Annotated in this window: 10 protein-coding genes; 8 read left to right on the forward strand and 2 right to left on the reverse strand. The window is 73.5% G+C overall.

What is annotated here, in order from left to right; translation table 11 throughout:
* Nucleotides 1–58: 58 nt before the first annotated feature.
* Nucleotides 59–865: a DeoR/GlpR family DNA-binding transcription regulator gene (locus tag ISP_RS20725; protein WP_013225769.1), complete on the reverse strand. Its 807-nt coding sequence runs from the start codon at nucleotides 863–865 to the stop codon at nucleotides 59–61.
* A gap of 126 nt (nucleotides 866–991) precedes the next feature.
* Here ISP_RS20725 and ISP_RS20730 point away from each other — a divergent pair, with 126 nt between their 5' ends.
* From ISP_RS20730 to ISP_RS20765, 8 genes are all read left to right on the forward strand, one after another.
* On the forward strand, nucleotides 992–2,122 hold the full coding sequence (locus tag ISP_RS20730; protein WP_013225770.1) for an SIS domain-containing protein: 1,131 nt from the start codon (nucleotides 992–994) through the stop codon (nucleotides 2,120–2,122).
* A 1-nt stretch (nucleotide 2,123) separates the two neighbouring features.
* Nucleotides 2,124–3,080 carry an N-acetylglucosamine kinase gene (locus tag ISP_RS20735; RefSeq protein ID WP_013225771.1) on the forward strand — a complete coding sequence of 319 codons (957 nt, stop codon included), beginning with the start codon at nucleotides 2,124–2,126 and terminating at the stop codon, nucleotides 3,078–3,080.
* A 9-nt stretch (nucleotides 3,081–3,089) separates the two neighbouring features.
* Entirely contained in the window at nucleotides 3,090–4,001 is a 912-nt protein-coding gene (locus tag ISP_RS20740) for a DMT family transporter (protein WP_013225772.1), read from the forward strand.
* Nucleotides 3,998–4,930, forward strand: coding sequence for a 1-phosphofructokinase family hexose kinase (locus ISP_RS20745; protein ID WP_013225773.1), 933 nt, complete (start codon nucleotides 3,998–4,000; stop codon nucleotides 4,928–4,930). Before ISP_RS20740 ends, ISP_RS20745 begins: the two co-directional genes overlap by 4 nt.
* The gene (locus tag ISP_RS20750) at nucleotides 4,927–5,751 is read left to right on the forward strand and encodes a class II fructose-bisphosphate aldolase (protein WP_013225774.1); all 825 of its coding nucleotides are present in this window, start codon (nucleotides 4,927–4,929) and stop codon (nucleotides 5,749–5,751) included. The genes ISP_RS20745 and ISP_RS20750 overlap by 4 nt, the downstream gene beginning before the upstream one ends.
* Before the next feature lie 194 nt (nucleotides 5,752–5,945).
* Nucleotides 5,946–7,277 carry a poly(ethylene terephthalate) hydrolase family protein gene (locus tag ISP_RS20755; protein WP_014467039.1) on the forward strand — a complete coding sequence of 444 codons (1,332 nt, stop codon included), beginning with the start codon at nucleotides 5,946–5,948 and terminating at the stop codon, nucleotides 7,275–7,277.
* A gap of 107 nt (nucleotides 7,278–7,384) precedes the next feature.
* Nucleotides 7,385–9,535: a DUF6351 family protein gene (locus tag ISP_RS20760; protein ID WP_013225776.1), complete on the forward strand. Its 2,151-nt coding sequence runs from the start codon at nucleotides 7,385–7,387 to the stop codon at nucleotides 9,533–9,535.
* 19 nt (nucleotides 9,536–9,554) lie between these two features.
* Nucleotides 9,555–15,944: a beta-ketoacyl synthase N-terminal-like domain-containing protein gene (locus ISP_RS20765; protein WP_013225777.1), complete on the forward strand. Its 6,390-nt coding sequence runs from the start codon at nucleotides 9,555–9,557 to the stop codon at nucleotides 15,942–15,944.
* On the opposite strand, the gene ISP_RS20770 is transcribed toward ISP_RS20765, so the two are convergent.
* Nucleotides 15,934–17,121: a cytochrome P450 gene (locus ISP_RS20770; protein WP_176742228.1), complete on the reverse strand. Its 1,188-nt coding sequence runs from the start codon at nucleotides 17,119–17,121 to the stop codon at nucleotides 15,934–15,936. The two genes, ISP_RS20765 and ISP_RS20770, sit on opposite strands and share 11 nt — an antisense overlap.
* Nucleotides 17,122–17,124: the final 3 nt, after the last annotated feature.

Raw genomic sequence — 17,124 nt, forward strand, 5'->3', positions numbered from 1 at the left:
CGAAAGGTAGGCAGGACGATCACCGCGGTCAACCAAACGCGCATTCGCGATGAGCGTTTCAGCGGTCCTTGGCGGAGCCGACCTCGACGACGGTGACCCGGACCCCGGCCCGGCGGATCGCCGCGACCGCGGCGGGCGCGGCGGAGGCGTCGGTGATGACCTCGTGCACGTCCTGGATGTCCCCCATCCGGGCGAGGGTGCTCCGCCCGAGCTTGCTGCCGTCGGCCAGCACGACCACGCGCTGGGCGCGGCCCAGCATGGCGCGGTTGGTCCGGGCCTCGTTCTCGTCGTGCGTGGTGATGCCCGCCGTCGCGTCGATGCCGTCCACGCCGACGAACGCCGTGCCGACGCTGATCGAGGCCAGCACGTGCTCGGCCCATGGCCCGACCAGCTCGTAGGACTGGGGCCGGGCCACACCCCCGACGACGACCAGCTTCAGCCGCGGGTGCAAGGCCAGGTCCATCGCGATGTTCAACGCGTTGGTGACCACCGTCAGATCCGCCCGGCCCGGCAGTTCCCTGGCGAGTTCGCTCGTGGTGGAGCCGCCGGTGAGGGCGATGACGTGCGGCCCGGTCGGCAGCGTGCGGATCGCCGCGTGCACGATGGCGCGTTTGGCCTCCGGGGAACGGCTTTCCCGGTAGGGCGGTGGCACCTCGTTCGTGTGCCCCCGGGGCCGCGCGCCGCCGTGGGTGCGGGTCAGCAGCCGCTGTTCCTCCAATTTGGCCAGATCGCGCCGCAGCGTGGCGGAGGAGACGCCGAACCGCGCACTGAGCTCGCCCACGTGCAGCGAGCCGGTGTCCGCGAGCACCCGCAGAAGTTCCGAGAGCCGTTCGGCTCGGGTGGTGCGCCGTTTCCGCGTGGCCATGGGCCGAGCCTACGACAGCCGGCGAAACGCTCATTCCGAATGCGCGTTTGGACAGTGAACCTTGCCCCTCGCGCAGCAGCGGATGACCCTCCGGAAGGTACGTCCCGGAAATCGGAGGCAGCACCTATGCACAGCAGCGGGCGGTGGTCCGGCGACAGCTGGACCGCGCGGGAGATCGGGCAGCAGCCCGCCACCTGGCTCCGGGTGGCGGAGGCCGTGCGGCGGGCCCGGCCGGACATCGAGAAGCTCCTCGGCGACGAGCGACGGCGGATCGTGCTCACCGGCGCGGGCACCTCGGCGTTCGTCGGCGAGGTCGTGGCCCGCGATCTCGCGCGGCACCTCGGCCGGCCGGTCGAGGCGATCGCGACCACGGAGATCGTCGCCGATCCGCTGGCCGTGGTCGTGGACGACCGGCCGATCGTGCTGGTGTCCTTCGCGCGCAGCGGCAACAGCCCCGAGTCCGTCGCGGCGGCGGATCTGCTGCACCGGCTGACGCCCGGCCTGCGGCACCTGGTGATCACCTGCGACCCCGCGGGCGAGCTGGCGCGGCGGTGGTCCGGCGCCGGGAACGCGGTCGTGGTGGCCTTGCCGGACGAGGTCAACGACCGCGGGTTCGCGATGACCTCGTCGTTCACCGGGATGGCGCTGGCGGCCTTGCTCGCCTTCGGCGTGGACGTCGACGTCGAGGCGCTGGCGCGCGCCGGGTCGGCGGTGCTCGACGGGGCCGCCGAGCACGCGACGGCGATCTCCGGCGCCAAGCCGGCCCGGCTGGTGTTCCTGGGTTCCGGGCCGCTCCGCGGGCTGGCCCGGGAGGCCGCGCTCAAGTGCCTGGAGCTGACCCGGGGTGAAGTGGTCGGCATCGCCGATTCCGCGCTGGGGTTCCGGCACGGACCGAAGTCGGTGCTCGACGAGCGCACCATCGCCGTGGTCTTCCTGTCCACCGATCCGCACGCTCGGCGGTACGACGTGGACATCGCGCGCGAGCTGGTGCAGTCCCTCGGCGAGGAGCGGGTGGTCGTGGTGGGCGGGGACGACGCCACCGAGTTCGGTGGCGCCCGGGTCTGGCCCGTGCCCTCGCCACCCCGCGTCCCCGTGGCCGGGTACGCGCTGCTCGCCGTGATCGCGGCGCAGACCACGGCGCTCGCGTGCTCGCTCGCGCTGGGCATCACCCCGGACAACCCGTTCCCCGAAGGGGAGGTGAACCGCGTCGTGCAGGGCGTGGTCATCCACGAATTCGCGGCCCCGGAGGTGAGCTGACGTGTTCCTCGGTGTCGACGGTGGCGGGACGAAGACGGCGTTCTGCCTGGTCGGTCTCGACGGCCGGGTGGTCGCGGAGGCCAGGACCGCGAGCGTGTACTACCTGAGCGAAGGCCTGCAGATCGTGGAACCCCTCTTGCGCCAGGGGATCGGTGAAGTGTGCGAGGCCGCGGGCATTGCGGTCCCGGACATCACGCACGCCTTCTTCGGCCTGCCCGCCTACGGGGAGATCAGCGCCGACGTGCCGGTGCTCGACGCGATCCCCGGCCGGATCCTCGGGACCGGGAACTACCGCTGCGGCAACGACATGATCTGCGGCTGGGCCGGGTCGCTGGGGGCGATCGACGGCATCAACGTCGTCGCCGGCACCGGCTCGATCGCCTACGGCGAGCACGACGGCAGGCAGTGGCGCGGTGGTGGCTGGAGCGAGCTGTTCGGTGACGAAGGCTCCGGCTACTGGGTCGCGATCCAGGGCCTGAACGCGTTCAGCCGCATGGTCGACGGGCGGCTGCCCGCCGGCCCGCTGGTCGGGGAAATGCGCCAGGCGCTGGGCCTCGCCGCCGACTTCGACGCGATCGACGTCGTGGTGAACCGGTGGCACGGCGACCGGGGCCGGATCGCGAGCCTGAGCAAGGTCGTGGCCCAGGCCGCGGACGCCGGTGACGCGGTCGCGACCGGGGTGCTGCGGGAGGCCGGGCGCGAACTCGCGCTGCTCGTGGACGTCGGCCGCGTGGCGCTGGAATTCGAGGCTGCCCAACGGGTTCCGGTGTCGTACTCCGGCGGCATGTTCGGGTCGGCGCACGTCCTGTCGTCGTTCCGCGATGCGCTGTCCCTCGAGTACGACCTCCGTGCGCCACTGCTGGAACCGCACATCGGTGCCGCGCTCTACGCGGCGCGCCTGCACGGACACCCGTTGCGGGCCGAGCAAGTCCACTCGACCGCGTCCCTGCCGCACTGAGGAGCCGACATGTCGTTCACCCGCGCGAACAGCTGGATCCCGTACGCGGGGCTGCTGGTGGTGTTCTGGGGAGTGTGGGGGGCCATTTCGGCCCTGCCCACCAAGCTCTACGCCTACCCCGACCCGATGGTGTACGTGGTCTGGTCGCTGACCATGCTCGTGCCCGCGTGGTTCTCGCTGCGCGGCAAGAAGCTCGACCGCGGTCGCGTCGCCGCCGGGTACGGGCTGCTGATCGGGCTCACCGGCGCGGGCGGCCAGCTGCTGCTGTTCAAAGCCCTCACGATCGGACCGGCCTACGTCATCTTCCCGATCGTCGCGCTTTCGCCCGCGGTCACCGTGCTGCTGGCGTTCGGGGCGTTGCGGGAACGGCTCGGCGGGTGGTCGTGGGCCGGCGTGGTGCTCGCGCTCGTCGCCGTCGTCCTGTTCTCCGTCTCCACCGGCGACGGCGGTGACAGCGGGTGGCTCTACCTGGTGCTGGCCGCGGCTGTCTGCGTGGCGTGGGGTGTCCAGGCGTTCTTCATGCGCAAAGCCGCGCTCGCCGGCGTGGACGACGCTTCGACGTTCGGCTGGATGACGATCAGCGGCCTGCTGCTGATCCCGGTCGCCGTGCTGATGATGGGCGGGCTGCCGCTGGGGTTCCCGTGGCAGGCGCCCGCGCTCACCGCGGGCACCCAGCTGCTCAACGCGGTCGGTGCGCTGTTCCTCGTGATGGCGATGAGCCGGGGCAAGGCGTCGATCGTGGCGCCGGTGACCAACGCCCTCGCCCCCGTGCTGACCATCGTCCTGTCGCTGCTGTTCTTCGGCGCCGCCCCCACCGGGTTCCAGATCGCGGGCATCGTGCTCGCCCTCGTCGGTTCGACCCTGATGGTCTACCGCGCGGAAAAGTCCACGGAGCTGGTCCCCGGCAGCGCGGTGTCATGACGCCGCGGATCGTCACGGTCACCCTCAACCCCGCCATCGACGTGACCTACCGGGCCGACGCACTGCGCCTGGGCGGGACCACGCGGGTGTCGGACGTCCGGGCCCGCGCCGGCGGCAAGGGCGTCAACGTCGCGGCGGTCGTGCGCGAACTGGGCGGCGAGAGCCTGGTGCTCGCGCTGACCACCACCCGGACACCCGACGAGTTCCGGGACGGCCTGGACGAGCTGGGACTTAAGCACCGGCTCGTCCCGGCGCTGCCCGCGGTGCGGCGGACGGTGGCGGTGGTGACGCCCGCCGACGGGACGACGATGGTGCAGGAGAACGGCTTCCCGGCTGCCACGAGCGGGGAAGCAGGCGTCCTCGACGCGCTCCGCGCCGAGCTCGCGGCCGGGGTGGGAGCCGTCGTGATCTCCGGAAGTGTGCCGGTGGGGCTGGGCGCCGACGTCCCCGCGAAGCTGGCTCGGCTGTGTGTCCGGCACGACGTGCCGGTCATCGCCGACGTCTCCGGCGCCGCTCTGCGCGAGGCCGCCGGGAGCGGCGCGGTGCTCATGCCGAACGAGGACGAACTGGCGGAGCTGGCCGGCCCGGGCCTCGAGGCCTGCGAAAAGCTCGTGGCCGCGGGAACGCCGGCGGTGGTGGCGACTTTCGGCCCCGACGGCGCGATCGCCGTCACCGCCGAGGGCACTTGGCGCGCTTGGCCCGCGGAAGTCGTCAGCGGCAATTCGGCCGGTGCCGGAGACGCGGGAGCCGCCGCACTGGCGCTGCGGCTGGCTGCCGCCGGTGCAGTGTCCGAAGTGGACTGGCCGGTGACGCTGGCGGACGTGGTCGCCACGTCGGCCGCCGCCGTGCTGCGGCCGGTCGCCGGCGAGGTCGACGTCGCGGCCAGGGACAAATGGATGCACGCGGTGAAAGTGGAGAGGAACCGATGAACTGGGCCGCCTTGCTGGACGACCTGCGAGCGCAGCGGCGCGCGATCGGGGCGTTCAACGCGATCCTGATCGAGCACGCCGAAGCCGTCGTGGCCGGCGCGGAGCACAGCGGACTGCCGGTGGTCCTGCAGATCTCGCAGAACGCCGTCCGCTACCACGGTTCCCTGGCGCCGTTCGCACTCGCCTGCCTGCGGCTGGCCGAGAACGCGACCGTGCCCGTCCTGGTCCACCTCGACCACATCGAGGACGAGGAGCTGATCCGCGAGGGGCTCGACCTGGGCATCACGTCCGTCATGTTCGACGCCGCCGCGTTGCCCTACGCCGAAAACGTGGCCAGGACGAAGGCCGTAGTCGAACGCTGCCACGCCGCGGGTTGCCGCGTCGAGGCGGAACTCGGCGAGATCGGCGGCAAGGACGGCGCCCACGCCCCGGGCGTGCGCACGGACCCGGGCGAGGCCGCCGAGTTCGTCGCCGCGACCGGCGTGGACTCCCTTGCCGTGGCCGTCGGCTCGTCGCACGCCATGGCCGATCGCAGTGCGGTACTGGACGAGGAGCTGATCGCCGCGCTCGCGCACAGCGTCCCGGTGCCGCTCGTCCTGCACGGTTCTTCCGGCGTACCCGACGAGGGACTGCGCGGGGCGGTGGCGAGCGGCATCGTCAAGGTCAACATCGGGACGCGGCTGAACCAGGTGCTCACCGAAGCCGTGCGCTCGACGCTCGGGACGCACACCGCCCTCACCGACCCCCGCCGCTACCTGGCTCCCGGCCGGGACGCGGTCCGGAACGAGGTGTCCCGGCTGCTCACCTTGCTCGCCAAGTGAGGGCTTGCCGATGAAAGTTTCCCGTCGTAGCCGGGTGATCGCGGGCCGGCGGCCGCGTCGAAACGAGCGGGTGACCAGCGACGATCCGGTGGCGTGCGGGCGCGGTGGTTCCCCCGGGGGTGCGGTCGTCGTTGAAGTCGCGGAGTTGTCTTGCCACCCTGAGGCGGAATGTCCGCTCGGCAGTGGAGGCGAGCATGCAACGAGGCAGGACGACGGCCCGGGCGACCGGGCTCTTCGTGGCGATCCTGGCCGCGATGACCACGCTGGCCGTGGCCGTGCTCGCGGCGGGGCCCGCCCTCGCCCGGCCGCGGGACAGCGCGCCGGCCAACCCGTACCAGCGCGGCCCCGATCCGACGGTGGCGATGATCGAATCGAGCACCGGTCCGTTCGCGACGACGTCGGCGAGCGTGCCGGCGGGCCACGGGTTCAACGGCGGAACGGTGTACTACCCGACCGACACCAGCCTGGGTACCTGGGGTGCGCTGGCGATCGTGCCGGGCTATTCCGCCTTGTTCGCCAACGAGGAAGCGTGGATGGGGCCGTGGCTGTCCTCGTTCGGGTTCGTGGTGCTCGGCGTGGAGACGAACAGCCGCACCGACAGCGCCGACGCCCGCGGCACCGAACTGCTGGCCGCATTGGACTACCTGACGACGCAGAGCCCGGTGCGCGACCGGGTCGACCCGAACCGGCTGGCCGTGCTCGGCCATTCCGCGGGCGGGGCCGGGGCGATGCTCGCGGCGGAAAACCGGCCCTCGCTCAAGGCCGCGATCGGGCTCGCGCCCGGCTCGCCGGTGGGCAACCTGTCGCTGGCCACGGACAAGGTGCCGACGATGGTGCTCGGCGGGCAGAACGACACCGTGGTCACGCCGTCCTACCTCAGCGGTCTCTACGCCACCATGCCCGCCTCGACGCAGAGCGTTTTCGCCCAGATCGCCGGCGCCGACCACGTCTACTACACCCATCCGAACAACGTCGAGATGAAACTGCTGATCCCGTGGCTGAAAACCTTCCTGGACAGCGACACCCGGCACCCGCCGTTCCTGTGCCCGGCGCCCCCCGATCCCCGCTCCATCTCGATCTACACGCCCAAGTGCCCGTACGTGCCCGGCGGCGGCACGCCACCGGGAGGCGGGAACACCGGCCCGCTGCACGCGGTGGGCGCGGCCAAGTGCCTTGCCGCGCCCCCGGCCGGCGCGGCGGGCACGCAGGTGACCATCGGCGGGTGTGACGGACGGGCCGGGCAGACCTGGACGCGGACCGCCGCCGCCGAGCTGACCGTCACGCCGGCCGGCACGCCGCTGTGCCTGGACGCCTCCGGCCAGGGCACCAGTCCGGGAACCAAGGTGATCGTCTGGTCCTGCAACGGCCAAGCCAACCAACAGTGGAACCTCAACGCCGACGGCAGCGTCACCGCGGCGCGGTCCGGGCTGTGCCTGGACGTGACCGGTGCGTCCACCGCCGAGGGCGCCCCGGTCGAACTCTGGTCCTGCAACGGCGGCAGCAACCAGCGGTGGAGTCTCGGCTGACACGGACGGCGGACGCCCGGGCGTTGTTCCGGGCGTGCCGCAGGTGCTATACCGGGCAGCAGCCCGGTGTCGCGCCGACGCGATGCCACGAACGACCGGAGTGTCTGGTGGCCAACCGTGCTCTGCGCTCGCCCGCCGTCGTCGCGGCCCTGACCGCGCCCGTTCTCCTGCTGGGGACCGCGACCGCGGTGGCCGCTCCCGGCTCTTCGCCCTGGCGGCAGCTGACGATCGAGACGGTGTCGAACCCGCGGCCCGAGCTCGTCAGCGGGGGACAGGTCCTGGTCAGGGTCGTCCCGGCGGAACAGCGGGTCACCGTCAGCGCCAACGGCCACGACGTCACCCCGGCGTTCCGCGCCCAGCCGGACGGCAGCCTGCTCGGCCTGGTCACCGGCCTGCGCGACGGCGTCAACGACCTGAGCGCCCGCACGAACGGACGCGGTCCGGCCCGGTGGGCGCACCTGCGCGTCACCAACCACCCGATCACCGGGCCGGTCTTCTCCGGCTCGCAGCAGCTCCCGTTCTACTGTGAGACCCCGGCGTTCGGCCTGCCCGCCGCGGCGCAGCCGTACTGCAGCGCCCCGGCGCAGGTGAGCTACCAGTACCGGACGACCGCCGGGGCGTTCGCGCCGCTGGCGGACCCGGCGGCCCGGCCCGCGGACCTCGCGACGGCCACGGTCGGCGGACACGCGGTGCCGTACGTGGTCCGCGTCGAGCGCGGCACGATCGATCGTGCCGTCTACGAGATGGCGGCGCTCTACGACGGTGCACCCTCGCCCGTCGCGCCGGAACACAGCTGGAACGGGAAGCTGGTCTACACCTTCGGCGGCGGCTGCAACGCGGGCTACCACCAGGGCAGCTCGACCGGCGGGGTCGTCAACGACCTGTTCCTGGCCCGGGGCTACGCGGTCGCGTCGTCGACCCTGAACGTGCTCGACACCAACTGCAGCCCGATCATCTCGGCCGAAGCGGCGATGATGGTCAAGGAACACTTCGCCGAGACCTACGGCCCGGTCGCGCACACGATCGGCTGGGGTGGCTCGGGCGGGGCGATCCAGCAGTACGACATCGCGGAGAACTACCCCGGCATCGTCGACGGCATCATCCCCGGCGTCTCGTTCCCGGACCCGCTGAGCACCGGCGGCCCGGTGTCGGACTGCCGGCTGCTCGAGCGGTACTTCGCCGGGCCGGGCGCGTCGTTCACCGCGGCGCAGAAGCAGGCCGTCGCGGGCTTCGCCAGCTACGACACCTGCGTCTCCTGGGACAAGACCTTCGCCAGCCGCGCCACCGCGACCGGCAGCTGCAACGCGGCCATCCCGGTTCCGGCGCGGTGGGATCCGGTCACCAACCCGGGCGGGGTGAAGTGCAACTCCAATGAGCAGCTGGTCAACCAGCTCGGGCGGGACCCGAAGACCGGGTTCGTGCGCAGCCCGCTGGACACCACCGGCGTGCAGTACGGCCTGAACGCGCTGAAGGCCGGCACCATCACCGCCGCGCAGTTCGCCGACCTCAACGCGGCCATCGGTGGCCTCGACTACACCGGAACGCCTGTGCCGCAGCGGATCGCGGCCGACCCGAGGGCGCTCGACGCGGTGTACGCCGACGATCTCGTGAACTCGGCCTCGCAAGGGTTGCGGGAAACGCCGATCATCGACCAGCGGACCGATCTCGACTTCGCCGGGTTCGGCAACGACATCCACACCACCGAGTGGTCCTACGTCATGCGGCAGCGGCTTCTGCGGGCCAACGGCACGGCGGGCAACCAGGTCATCATCGAAAACCAGCCCACCGCGGCCGAAGCGGGGGCGGCCAGTGCCTACGAGCTCGACGCCATGGACCGCTGGCTGACCGCGATCGACGCCGACCGCTCGCACCGGAGCCGACAGCTGAAGGTGCTGGCGAACCGGCCGGGCGACCTCGGCGACGGGTGCTACCTCTCCGCCACGTCGCGGATCACCGAGAAGCTGACGTACCCGGCGAGCGGCCAGTGCGGCACGCAGTACCCGGTCGCAACGAACACCCGGATCGTCGCGGGGGAGGGCCTGGCCCTCGACGTGCTGAAGTGCCGGCTGAAGCCGCTGGACTTCCGCGACTACCCGGTCACCTTCACCGCCGCGGACCGGCAGCGGCTGCGGTCGGTGTTCCCGGACGGGGTGTGCGATTACCGCCGCCCGGGCGTCGGCCAGCGTCCCCCGATCGGGACGTGGCTGAGCTACGGCGACGAACGGACCGGCACCACGCCGCCGACGAAGCCGCGGTGATTGCGGTATACCCGGAGCAGTGGAAGAAATCCGGGCCGAGTTCCTCAGGCCGCTGCTGACGTCGTTGTCCGCGCACCCCGCCGAACGCCCGGCTTTCTCCGACGGACGGCGGACGCTGACCTACGGTGAGCTGGCCCGCGCCAGTGCGGACTTCGCCGCGGGTCTCGGCGTGTCCCGGGGCGAGCGCGTGCTGGTCCACGTCGGCAACCGGGTCGAGTTCGTCGTGGCCCTGCTGGCGGTGCTGCGGGCCGCGGCCGTCGGGGTGCCGGTGAGCGCGCGGTCGACCGAGGCCGAGCTCGCCCACCTCATCGACGACTCCGGAGCGGCGCTCCTGATCACCGAGGCGCGGCACGCCGGGCTGGCGGACCGGCTGCGGCAGGGCCGGCCGGGCCTGCGGGTTCTCTTCGTCGAGGAGCCGCCGCCGGCGGCAGGACCGCCGCGGGACGACCTCGGGCTGGACGAGCCCGCGTGGCTGCTCTACACCTCCGGCACCACCGGACGGCCGAAAGGCGTTCTCCTTTCGCAGCGCGCGGCGGTCTGGTCGACCGCCGCCGCTTACGTCCCCGTGTTCGGGATCGAGGCCGGGGACACCGTGGTGTGGCCGCTGCCGCTCCACCACGCCTACGCCCTGTCGCTCGCCTTCACCACCACGATCGCGCTCGGCGCGCACACCCGGCTCGCCGACGGCTGCTCGCCGGAGCTGCTCGCCCAGTACCCGGGGTGCGTGCTCGCCGGGGTCCCGGCCACCTACCTGCGGCTGCGCCAGGAGGCCGACGGCCCGGTCGTCGCGCCGAGGCTGTGCCTGACCGGCGGTGCGCCGTGCACGCCGGCGGCCCGCGCCGCGGTCCGGGAGCTGTTCGGCCTGCCCCTCGTCGACGGCTACGGGAGCACCGAGACGGGCGGAAAGGTCGCGGTGGAGCGTCCCGGTGAACCGGGACTGATCCCGGTGCCCGGCATGGAGGTCCGGATCGACGCGGGGGAAGTGCTCGTCCGCGGCCCGGGACTGATGCTGGGCTACCACGGGCAGCCGGAGTCGCCGTTGCACGACGGCTGGTACCGCACCGGTGACGCCGGCCGGCTCGAAGGCGGCCGGCTGGTGCTCGACGGCCGGGTCGACGACGTGATCGTCTCGGGCGGCCAGAACGTCCACCCCACCGAGATCGAGGCCGTGCTGGAGGAGTCCCCTTCGGTGCGGGAGGTCCTCGTGACCGGCCGCCCCGACGACGTCGTCGGGCAGGTGCCGGTGGCGTTCGTGGTCGCCGGGCCGGACGGCTTCGACGCCGAGGAATTGCGCCGCCTCTGCCTCAGCCGGCTTTCCCTGCACAAGGTGCCGGTGGCCTACCTCGAAGTCGACTCGATCCCGCGGACGGCGTCGGGCAAACCGCGGCGGAACGCCTTGGTGCAGCCGGATCTCGCGGCGGTGGTGCGAGCCGAGCTGACGGCCCTCTGCGGGCACGACGGCGGCGCCGGGTGGCGGGACCGGCCCTTCACCGACCTCGGGCTGTCCTCCCTGGCCGGCGTGCAGTTCCGGCACCGGATCACCGCGCTGACCGGCGTGCCCGTCCCGCACTCGCTGATCTACGACTTCCCCACGCCGGGCGCGGTGATCGCCGAGCTGGCGCGCCTGGGCTCGGCGAGCCCGGAAGAGCCGCCGCGCGCGAGCCCGCTGCCGTCCGCGGAACCGATCGCCGTCGTGGCGATGGCGTGCCGGTTCCCCGGCGGGGTGCGCTCGCCGGAGGACCTGTGGCGGCTCGTGGCGGACCGGGTGGACGCGACCGGGGAGTTCCCCGCCGACCGCGGCTGGGACGTGGCGGGGTTGTACGACCCGGACCCGGACCGGCTGGGCCACTCGGTGACCCGCCGCGGCGGCTTCCTCGACGGGTTCGCGGACTTCGACGCCGGGATGTTCGGCATCTCGCCGCGGGAGGCGCTGGCCACCGACCCGCAGCAGCGGTTGCTGCTGGAGACGTCCTGGGAGGCGTTCGAGCGGGCCGGCATCGACGTCGCGACGCTGCGCGGCAGCAACACGGGTGTGTTCGTCGGCGTCATGAACGAGGACTACGCAAGCCGGTTCACCACTTCCCACGAGTTCGAGGCGTGGCTGGGCATCGGCTCCTCGCACGCGGTGGCCTCGGGCCGGATCTCCTACACCTTCGGGCTCACCGGGCCCACCCTCACCGTCGACACGGCCTGCTCGTCGTCGCTGGTCGCGCTGCACCTGGCCGTGAAGGCGCTGCGGGACGGGGAGTGCTCGCTCGCGGTTGCCGGCGGGTCCACGGTGATGGCCACCCCGCGCACCTTCGTCGCCTTCAGCCGGCAGCGCGGTCTCTCCCCGGACGGCCGCTGCCGGTCCTACGCGGCCGGAGCCGATGGTACGGCGTGGTCGGAGGGCGCCGGGGTGATCCTGCTGGAACGGCTGTCCGACGCCCGCCGGCACGGGCACCCGGTGCTGGCCGTGCTGCGCGGCACCGCGGTGAACGCCGACGGCGCGTCGAACGGCCTGACCGCCCCCAGCGGACGCGCCCAGCAGGCGCTGATCGCGGCGGCCCTCATGGACGCGGGGCTGACCGCGGGAGACGTCGACGCCGTCGAAGGGCACGGGACCGGAACGCCGCTGGGCGACCCGATCGAGGCGGACGCGCTGATGGCCGCGTACGGGCGTGGTCCGCGCCGGGAGCCGCTCTGGCTGGGCTCGGTGAAGTCGAACATCGGCCACACCCAGGCCGCGGCCGGGATCGCGGGCGTGATCAAGGTGGTGACGGCGTTGCAGCACGAGCAACTGCCGGCGTCGCTGCACGCGGACGAGCCGAGCCCGCACGTCGACTGGGCGGCCGGCCAGGTGCAGCTGCTGGCCGAGGCCCGGCCGTGGCCGCACACGGACCGCGTCCGCCGGGCGGGGGTGTCGGCCTTCGGGATCGGCGGTACCAACGCGCACGTGATCGTCGAGGAGGCACCATCGCCGGAGCCGCCGGCCCGGCGGCCGTTCCCCGCAGCGCCCTGGCTGCTCAGCGCCGCGGACGGCGAAGCGCTCCGGGTCGTCGCGGCCGGGCTGGCCGAGGCGCCCGACACCGTCGACGTATCCGACGCTGCCTACACCCTCGCCCGGCGGACGCCGCTCGCGCACCGCGTGCTGGTGCCCGCGGCGAACCGGGAGGCCCTGCGAGCCGTCGCCGACGGGCGGGTGCCCGGCCGGACCGTCCGAAGTGGAACCCGGCTGGCCGTGCTGTTCGGCGGGCAGGGCGCGCAGCGGCCCGGGATGGGCCGGGAGCTGGCCGAGCGGTTCCCGGTGTTCGCCGACGCCTTCGACGAGGCGTGCGAAGCCCTGGGCGGCGGCGTGCGCGAAGTCGCCTTTACCGGTGCGGAAGCGCTGGACCGCACCGACCACGCGCAAGCCGCGCTGTTCGCCTTCGGCGTCGCGCAGTACCGGTTGTTCGAGTCGTGGGGCGTGCGCCCCGACGTCCTGTTAGGACATTCGATCGGGGAGATCACCGCCGCGCACGTCGCCGGAGTGCTGTCGCTGGCGGACGCGGCGACGCTCGTGGCGGCGCGCGGCCGGCTCATGGCCGCGTTGCCCGGCGGCGGCGTGATGATCGCCGTCGAGGCCACCGAGGCGGAGGTGGCTCCGCTCTTGGGTGATGAGCTCGTGGGGGACGCGGTCGCCGTCGCCGCGGTCAACGGGCCGCGCTCGCTGGTTCTGTCCGGTGAGCGGGCCGCGACGACGGCGCTCGCCGATCGCTTCGGCGGCGGGACGCTCCTGCGCGTCAGCCACGCCTTCCATTCGCCGCTGCTGGACCCGATGCTCGACGAGTTCCACGAGGTCGCCGCCGGGCTGAAGCACCACCGTCCTGCCCTCCCGATCGTGTCGTGCGTGACCGGAGAGCTGCTCGACGAGATCCAGCCGGGCCACTGGCGGCGGCACGCCCGCTCGACCGTGCGGTTCGCCGACGCACTCGCCACGGCCGCGGCGCCCGGCCCGGCCGTCGGCCTCGAGCTCGGCCCGGCGCCGGTGCTCGGGCGCCTGACCACCGGCGTCCTGCCGACCTCTCCGGCCACGATGTCGGGCTCCGGCGTGCTGGCCGCGGCGGGCGCGGTGCACACGGCCGGCGTCCGGGTCGGCTGGCCCGCGGTGTTCGCCGGCTCGGGCGCGCGGATCACGGCGTTGCCCACGTATCCCTTCAAGCGCACCCGCTACTGGCTGGACCAGCCGGCCCCGGAGCAGCCCGGCGGCGACCACGCCGTGCTCGGTCCGGCGCTGGAGGCGCCCGACTCGCCGCGGGTCGTGCACGGCGGCTCGCTCGGCGTCCGCCGCCACCGGTGGCTCGCCGACCACGTCGTCGGCGGGTCCGTGCTGGTGCCCGGGACGCTGTTCGCCGAGCTGGTCCTGCACGCCGGCGGAGGCGGTGTCGAGGAGTTCGCCATCGAAGCCCCGCTGCGCCTGGACACCGAGGACGTCCACGTCCAGGTCGTCGTGGACGAGCCGCGGATCGACGTCTACGCCCGTGGCCGCGACGAGAAGCAGTGGCGGAAGCACGCCGGGGGGAAGCTGCGCCCGCGCGGCCCGCTCCCGCCCGGCTGGAGCGGCGAGTGGCCACCGGCCGGGGCCGTGGAAGCCGACGTCGCCGACGCCTACCGCGTGCACGCCTACGGGCCCGCTTTCCAAGCGGTGCAACGGTTGTGGCTGTCCGGTGAGGAGTTCTTCGCCGAGGTCGAGCTGCCGCCGGACGTCGGGGGCCGGTTCGAGCTCCACCCGGTCCTGCTGGACGCGGCCGTGCACGCGACCGCGCTGGCCGAGGGCCCGGCGGCCGAGCAGCGGGTGCCGTTCCTCTTCAGCGGTGTCGCGGTCTACGCGCCCGGTGCGCGGCGGGCCAGGGTGCACGGTGTCCGCCTCGGCGCGGGCGAGGTGCGCGTCACTCTGTACGACGAAGCCGGGAACCCGGTAGCCGGGATCGAAACGCTGACGACCCGGCCGATGGCGGCGCCCGACACGATGCTCTACCGTCCACAGTGGATTCCGCTGACGCCGGTGGCAGCCTCGGAACCGGTCCGGACCGTCGAAATCGCGCCGGGTGATGTACGCGCGGCGGCCGGCCAGGCGCTCGCCGTTCTCCACGACTGGCAGGGCAGCAGCGAGCGGCTGCTCCTGGTCACCCGCAACGCGACGAGCCCCGATCCCGACCCGGCGGCCGCGGCGGCGTGGGGACTGGGCTGCGCGGCCGCGGCGGAACACCCGGGCCGGATCAGCATGGTCGACCTCGAGCCGGGGTTCCCGGTCACGCGGGTGGCGGACCTCGCCGGCGGCAGCGCGGAGCCCCAGATCGCCATCCGCGACGGAGTGCCGCACGTCCTGCGGATCACGCGGGTCGCTCCGGCGCCGGCGCGGCCGATCGACCCGGACGGGACGGTGCTGATCACCGGCGGGACGGGAGCGCTCGGCGCTCTGCTGGCCCGGCACCTCGTCACCGCGCACGGCGTCCGGCATCTCCTGCTGGTCAGCCGAAGCGGGCCGGCGGCGCCCGGCGCTGACGAACTATTGGCGTCCCTGCGGGAACTCGGGGCGGACGCCCGGATCGTCGCGGCCGACGTCGCGGACCGGGCCACCCTGGTGGGGCTGGTCGGCAGCTGCGATCCGCCGTTGACGGCCGTCGTGCACAGCGCGGCCGTGGTCGACGACGGCGTGCTGGCGGCCCAGACACCGGACCGCCTGGACTTCGTGCTGCGTCCCAAGGCGGACGCGGCGCTGGTCCTCGACGAGGTGACCCGGCACCTGCCGCTGACGGCCTTCATCCTGTTCTCTTCGATCGCCGGCGTGTTCGGCAAGGCCGGACAGGTCAACTACGCGGCCGCGAACCGCGTGCTGGACGCCGTGGCGTACCGCCGCCGCGCGGCCGGGCTGCCGGCGTTGTCGCTGGCGTGGGGGCTGTGGGAGCTCGGCACCGGGCTCGGCGACCGGATCTCGGCCACCGCCCGGCGGCGCATCCACGCATCCGGCGTCGAGGGGCTGACCGCCGAGCAGGGCCTGGCGTTGTTCGACGCGGCGCTCGGCTCGGCCGAACCGGTGCTGGTGCCGGTCCGGTTCGACCCGGCGGTGTCGATGGCCCCGCTGACCGGCGGTTCGACCGCGCGCTCGGCCCCGGCGCGGCAGAGCTGGCCGGAGAACCCGGCCGAGCCGGAGCTGCGCGAGCTGCTGCGCGCGGAGGTCGCCGCGGTCCTCGGCCACCCGGACCCCGCCGTGATCGCCGACGACCGCCCGTTCCCGGAGCTCGGGTTCGATTCGCTCACCGTGATCGAGCTGCGCACCCGGCTCACCGGGTTGTCGGGCGTCGACCTGCCCGCCACCGTCGTCTTCGACCGGCCCACCGTCGCGGAGCTGGCCCGGTACTTCCTGGAGCGCCGGGGCTTCACCAGGTGACGGGCAGGCTCGAGACGCCGCGCAGCAAGCCACCGCGGCGCCACTCGATGTCCTCCGGGGAGATCGCGAGGCGCAGGTCCGGCCGGCGACGGACCAGCGTCGAGAGCAGGACCCGCAGCTCCAGCCTCGCCAGCGGCGCGCCGACGCAGTGGTGCACGCCGAAACCGAACGCGACGTGGTGGTTGACCTTGCGGCCGAAGTCCATCTCCCCGGCCGAGGGGAACACCGATTCGTCGCGGTTGGCCGAGTCCAGCTGGACCAGGACCGCGTCGCCGGCCCGGATGGCCTGGCCGCCGATCTCCAGGTCCTCCCGGGCGATCCGGGCGAAATCCGCCACCGTTGCCAGCGGCACGAACCGCAGCAGCTCCTCCACCGCCGACGGGACCAGCTCGGGACGGGCGACGAGTGCCGTCCACCGTTCGCGGTCGGACAGCAGCTCGACCAGGATGCTGCCGGTGAGGTTCGCCGTGCTCTCGTGGCCACCGGCCAGCAGGGCCACGCCGAGCATGAGCAGCTCGTCGTCCGTGAGGCGGTCTTCCTCGTCGCGGGCCGCGGCGAGGGCGGTCAGCAGGTCGTCGGCGGGCTCTTCCCGGCGTCGGGCGATCAGGGTTTTCAGCGCGCCCGCCAGCTTTCCGCGGGCTTCCGTGACGTCCGCCGGGGTGACGGTCCCGCCCGAGGCGACCAGCGTTTCGGTGCACTCGCGCACCATCGGCAGTTCGCCCGGCGGAACGCCGAGCAGCTCGCCGATCACCAGGACGGGCAGCTCCCACGCGACCGCCGAGGCGAAGTCCGCGGGCGGCCTGATGCCGTCGAGGAGCGTGTCGACGATCTCCTGGATCCGGGGCCGGAGCAGCTCCACCCGCCGGCCGGTGAACGCCTTGGCGACGAGGGCGCGGACGCGGTTGTGCTCCGGCGGGTCCATGGCCAGCAGGTTGCCCGCCGGTTCGAAACCGGGCCGCCCGCGCGGCACATCGGCACCGGCCGCGGCGGCGCGGGAGAACCGCGGATCCGACAGCACGAACCGCGTCTGTTCGTAGCGCGTCACCAGCCAGGCATCGCCGCCGTAGGGCATCGTGACGCGGACCGGCGCCGCGGACTTCCGCAGCTCGGCGAACCGCGGATGGGCCTGCAGCGCCACGGCGTCCCCGAAGGGGTAGGGAACCGGCTGGGCGTCCATCGC

Origin of the sequence: Amycolatopsis mediterranei (assembly GCF_026017845.1) — a bacterium.
Lineage (GTDB): Bacteria > Actinomycetota > Actinomycetes > Mycobacteriales > Pseudonocardiaceae > Amycolatopsis > Amycolatopsis mediterranei.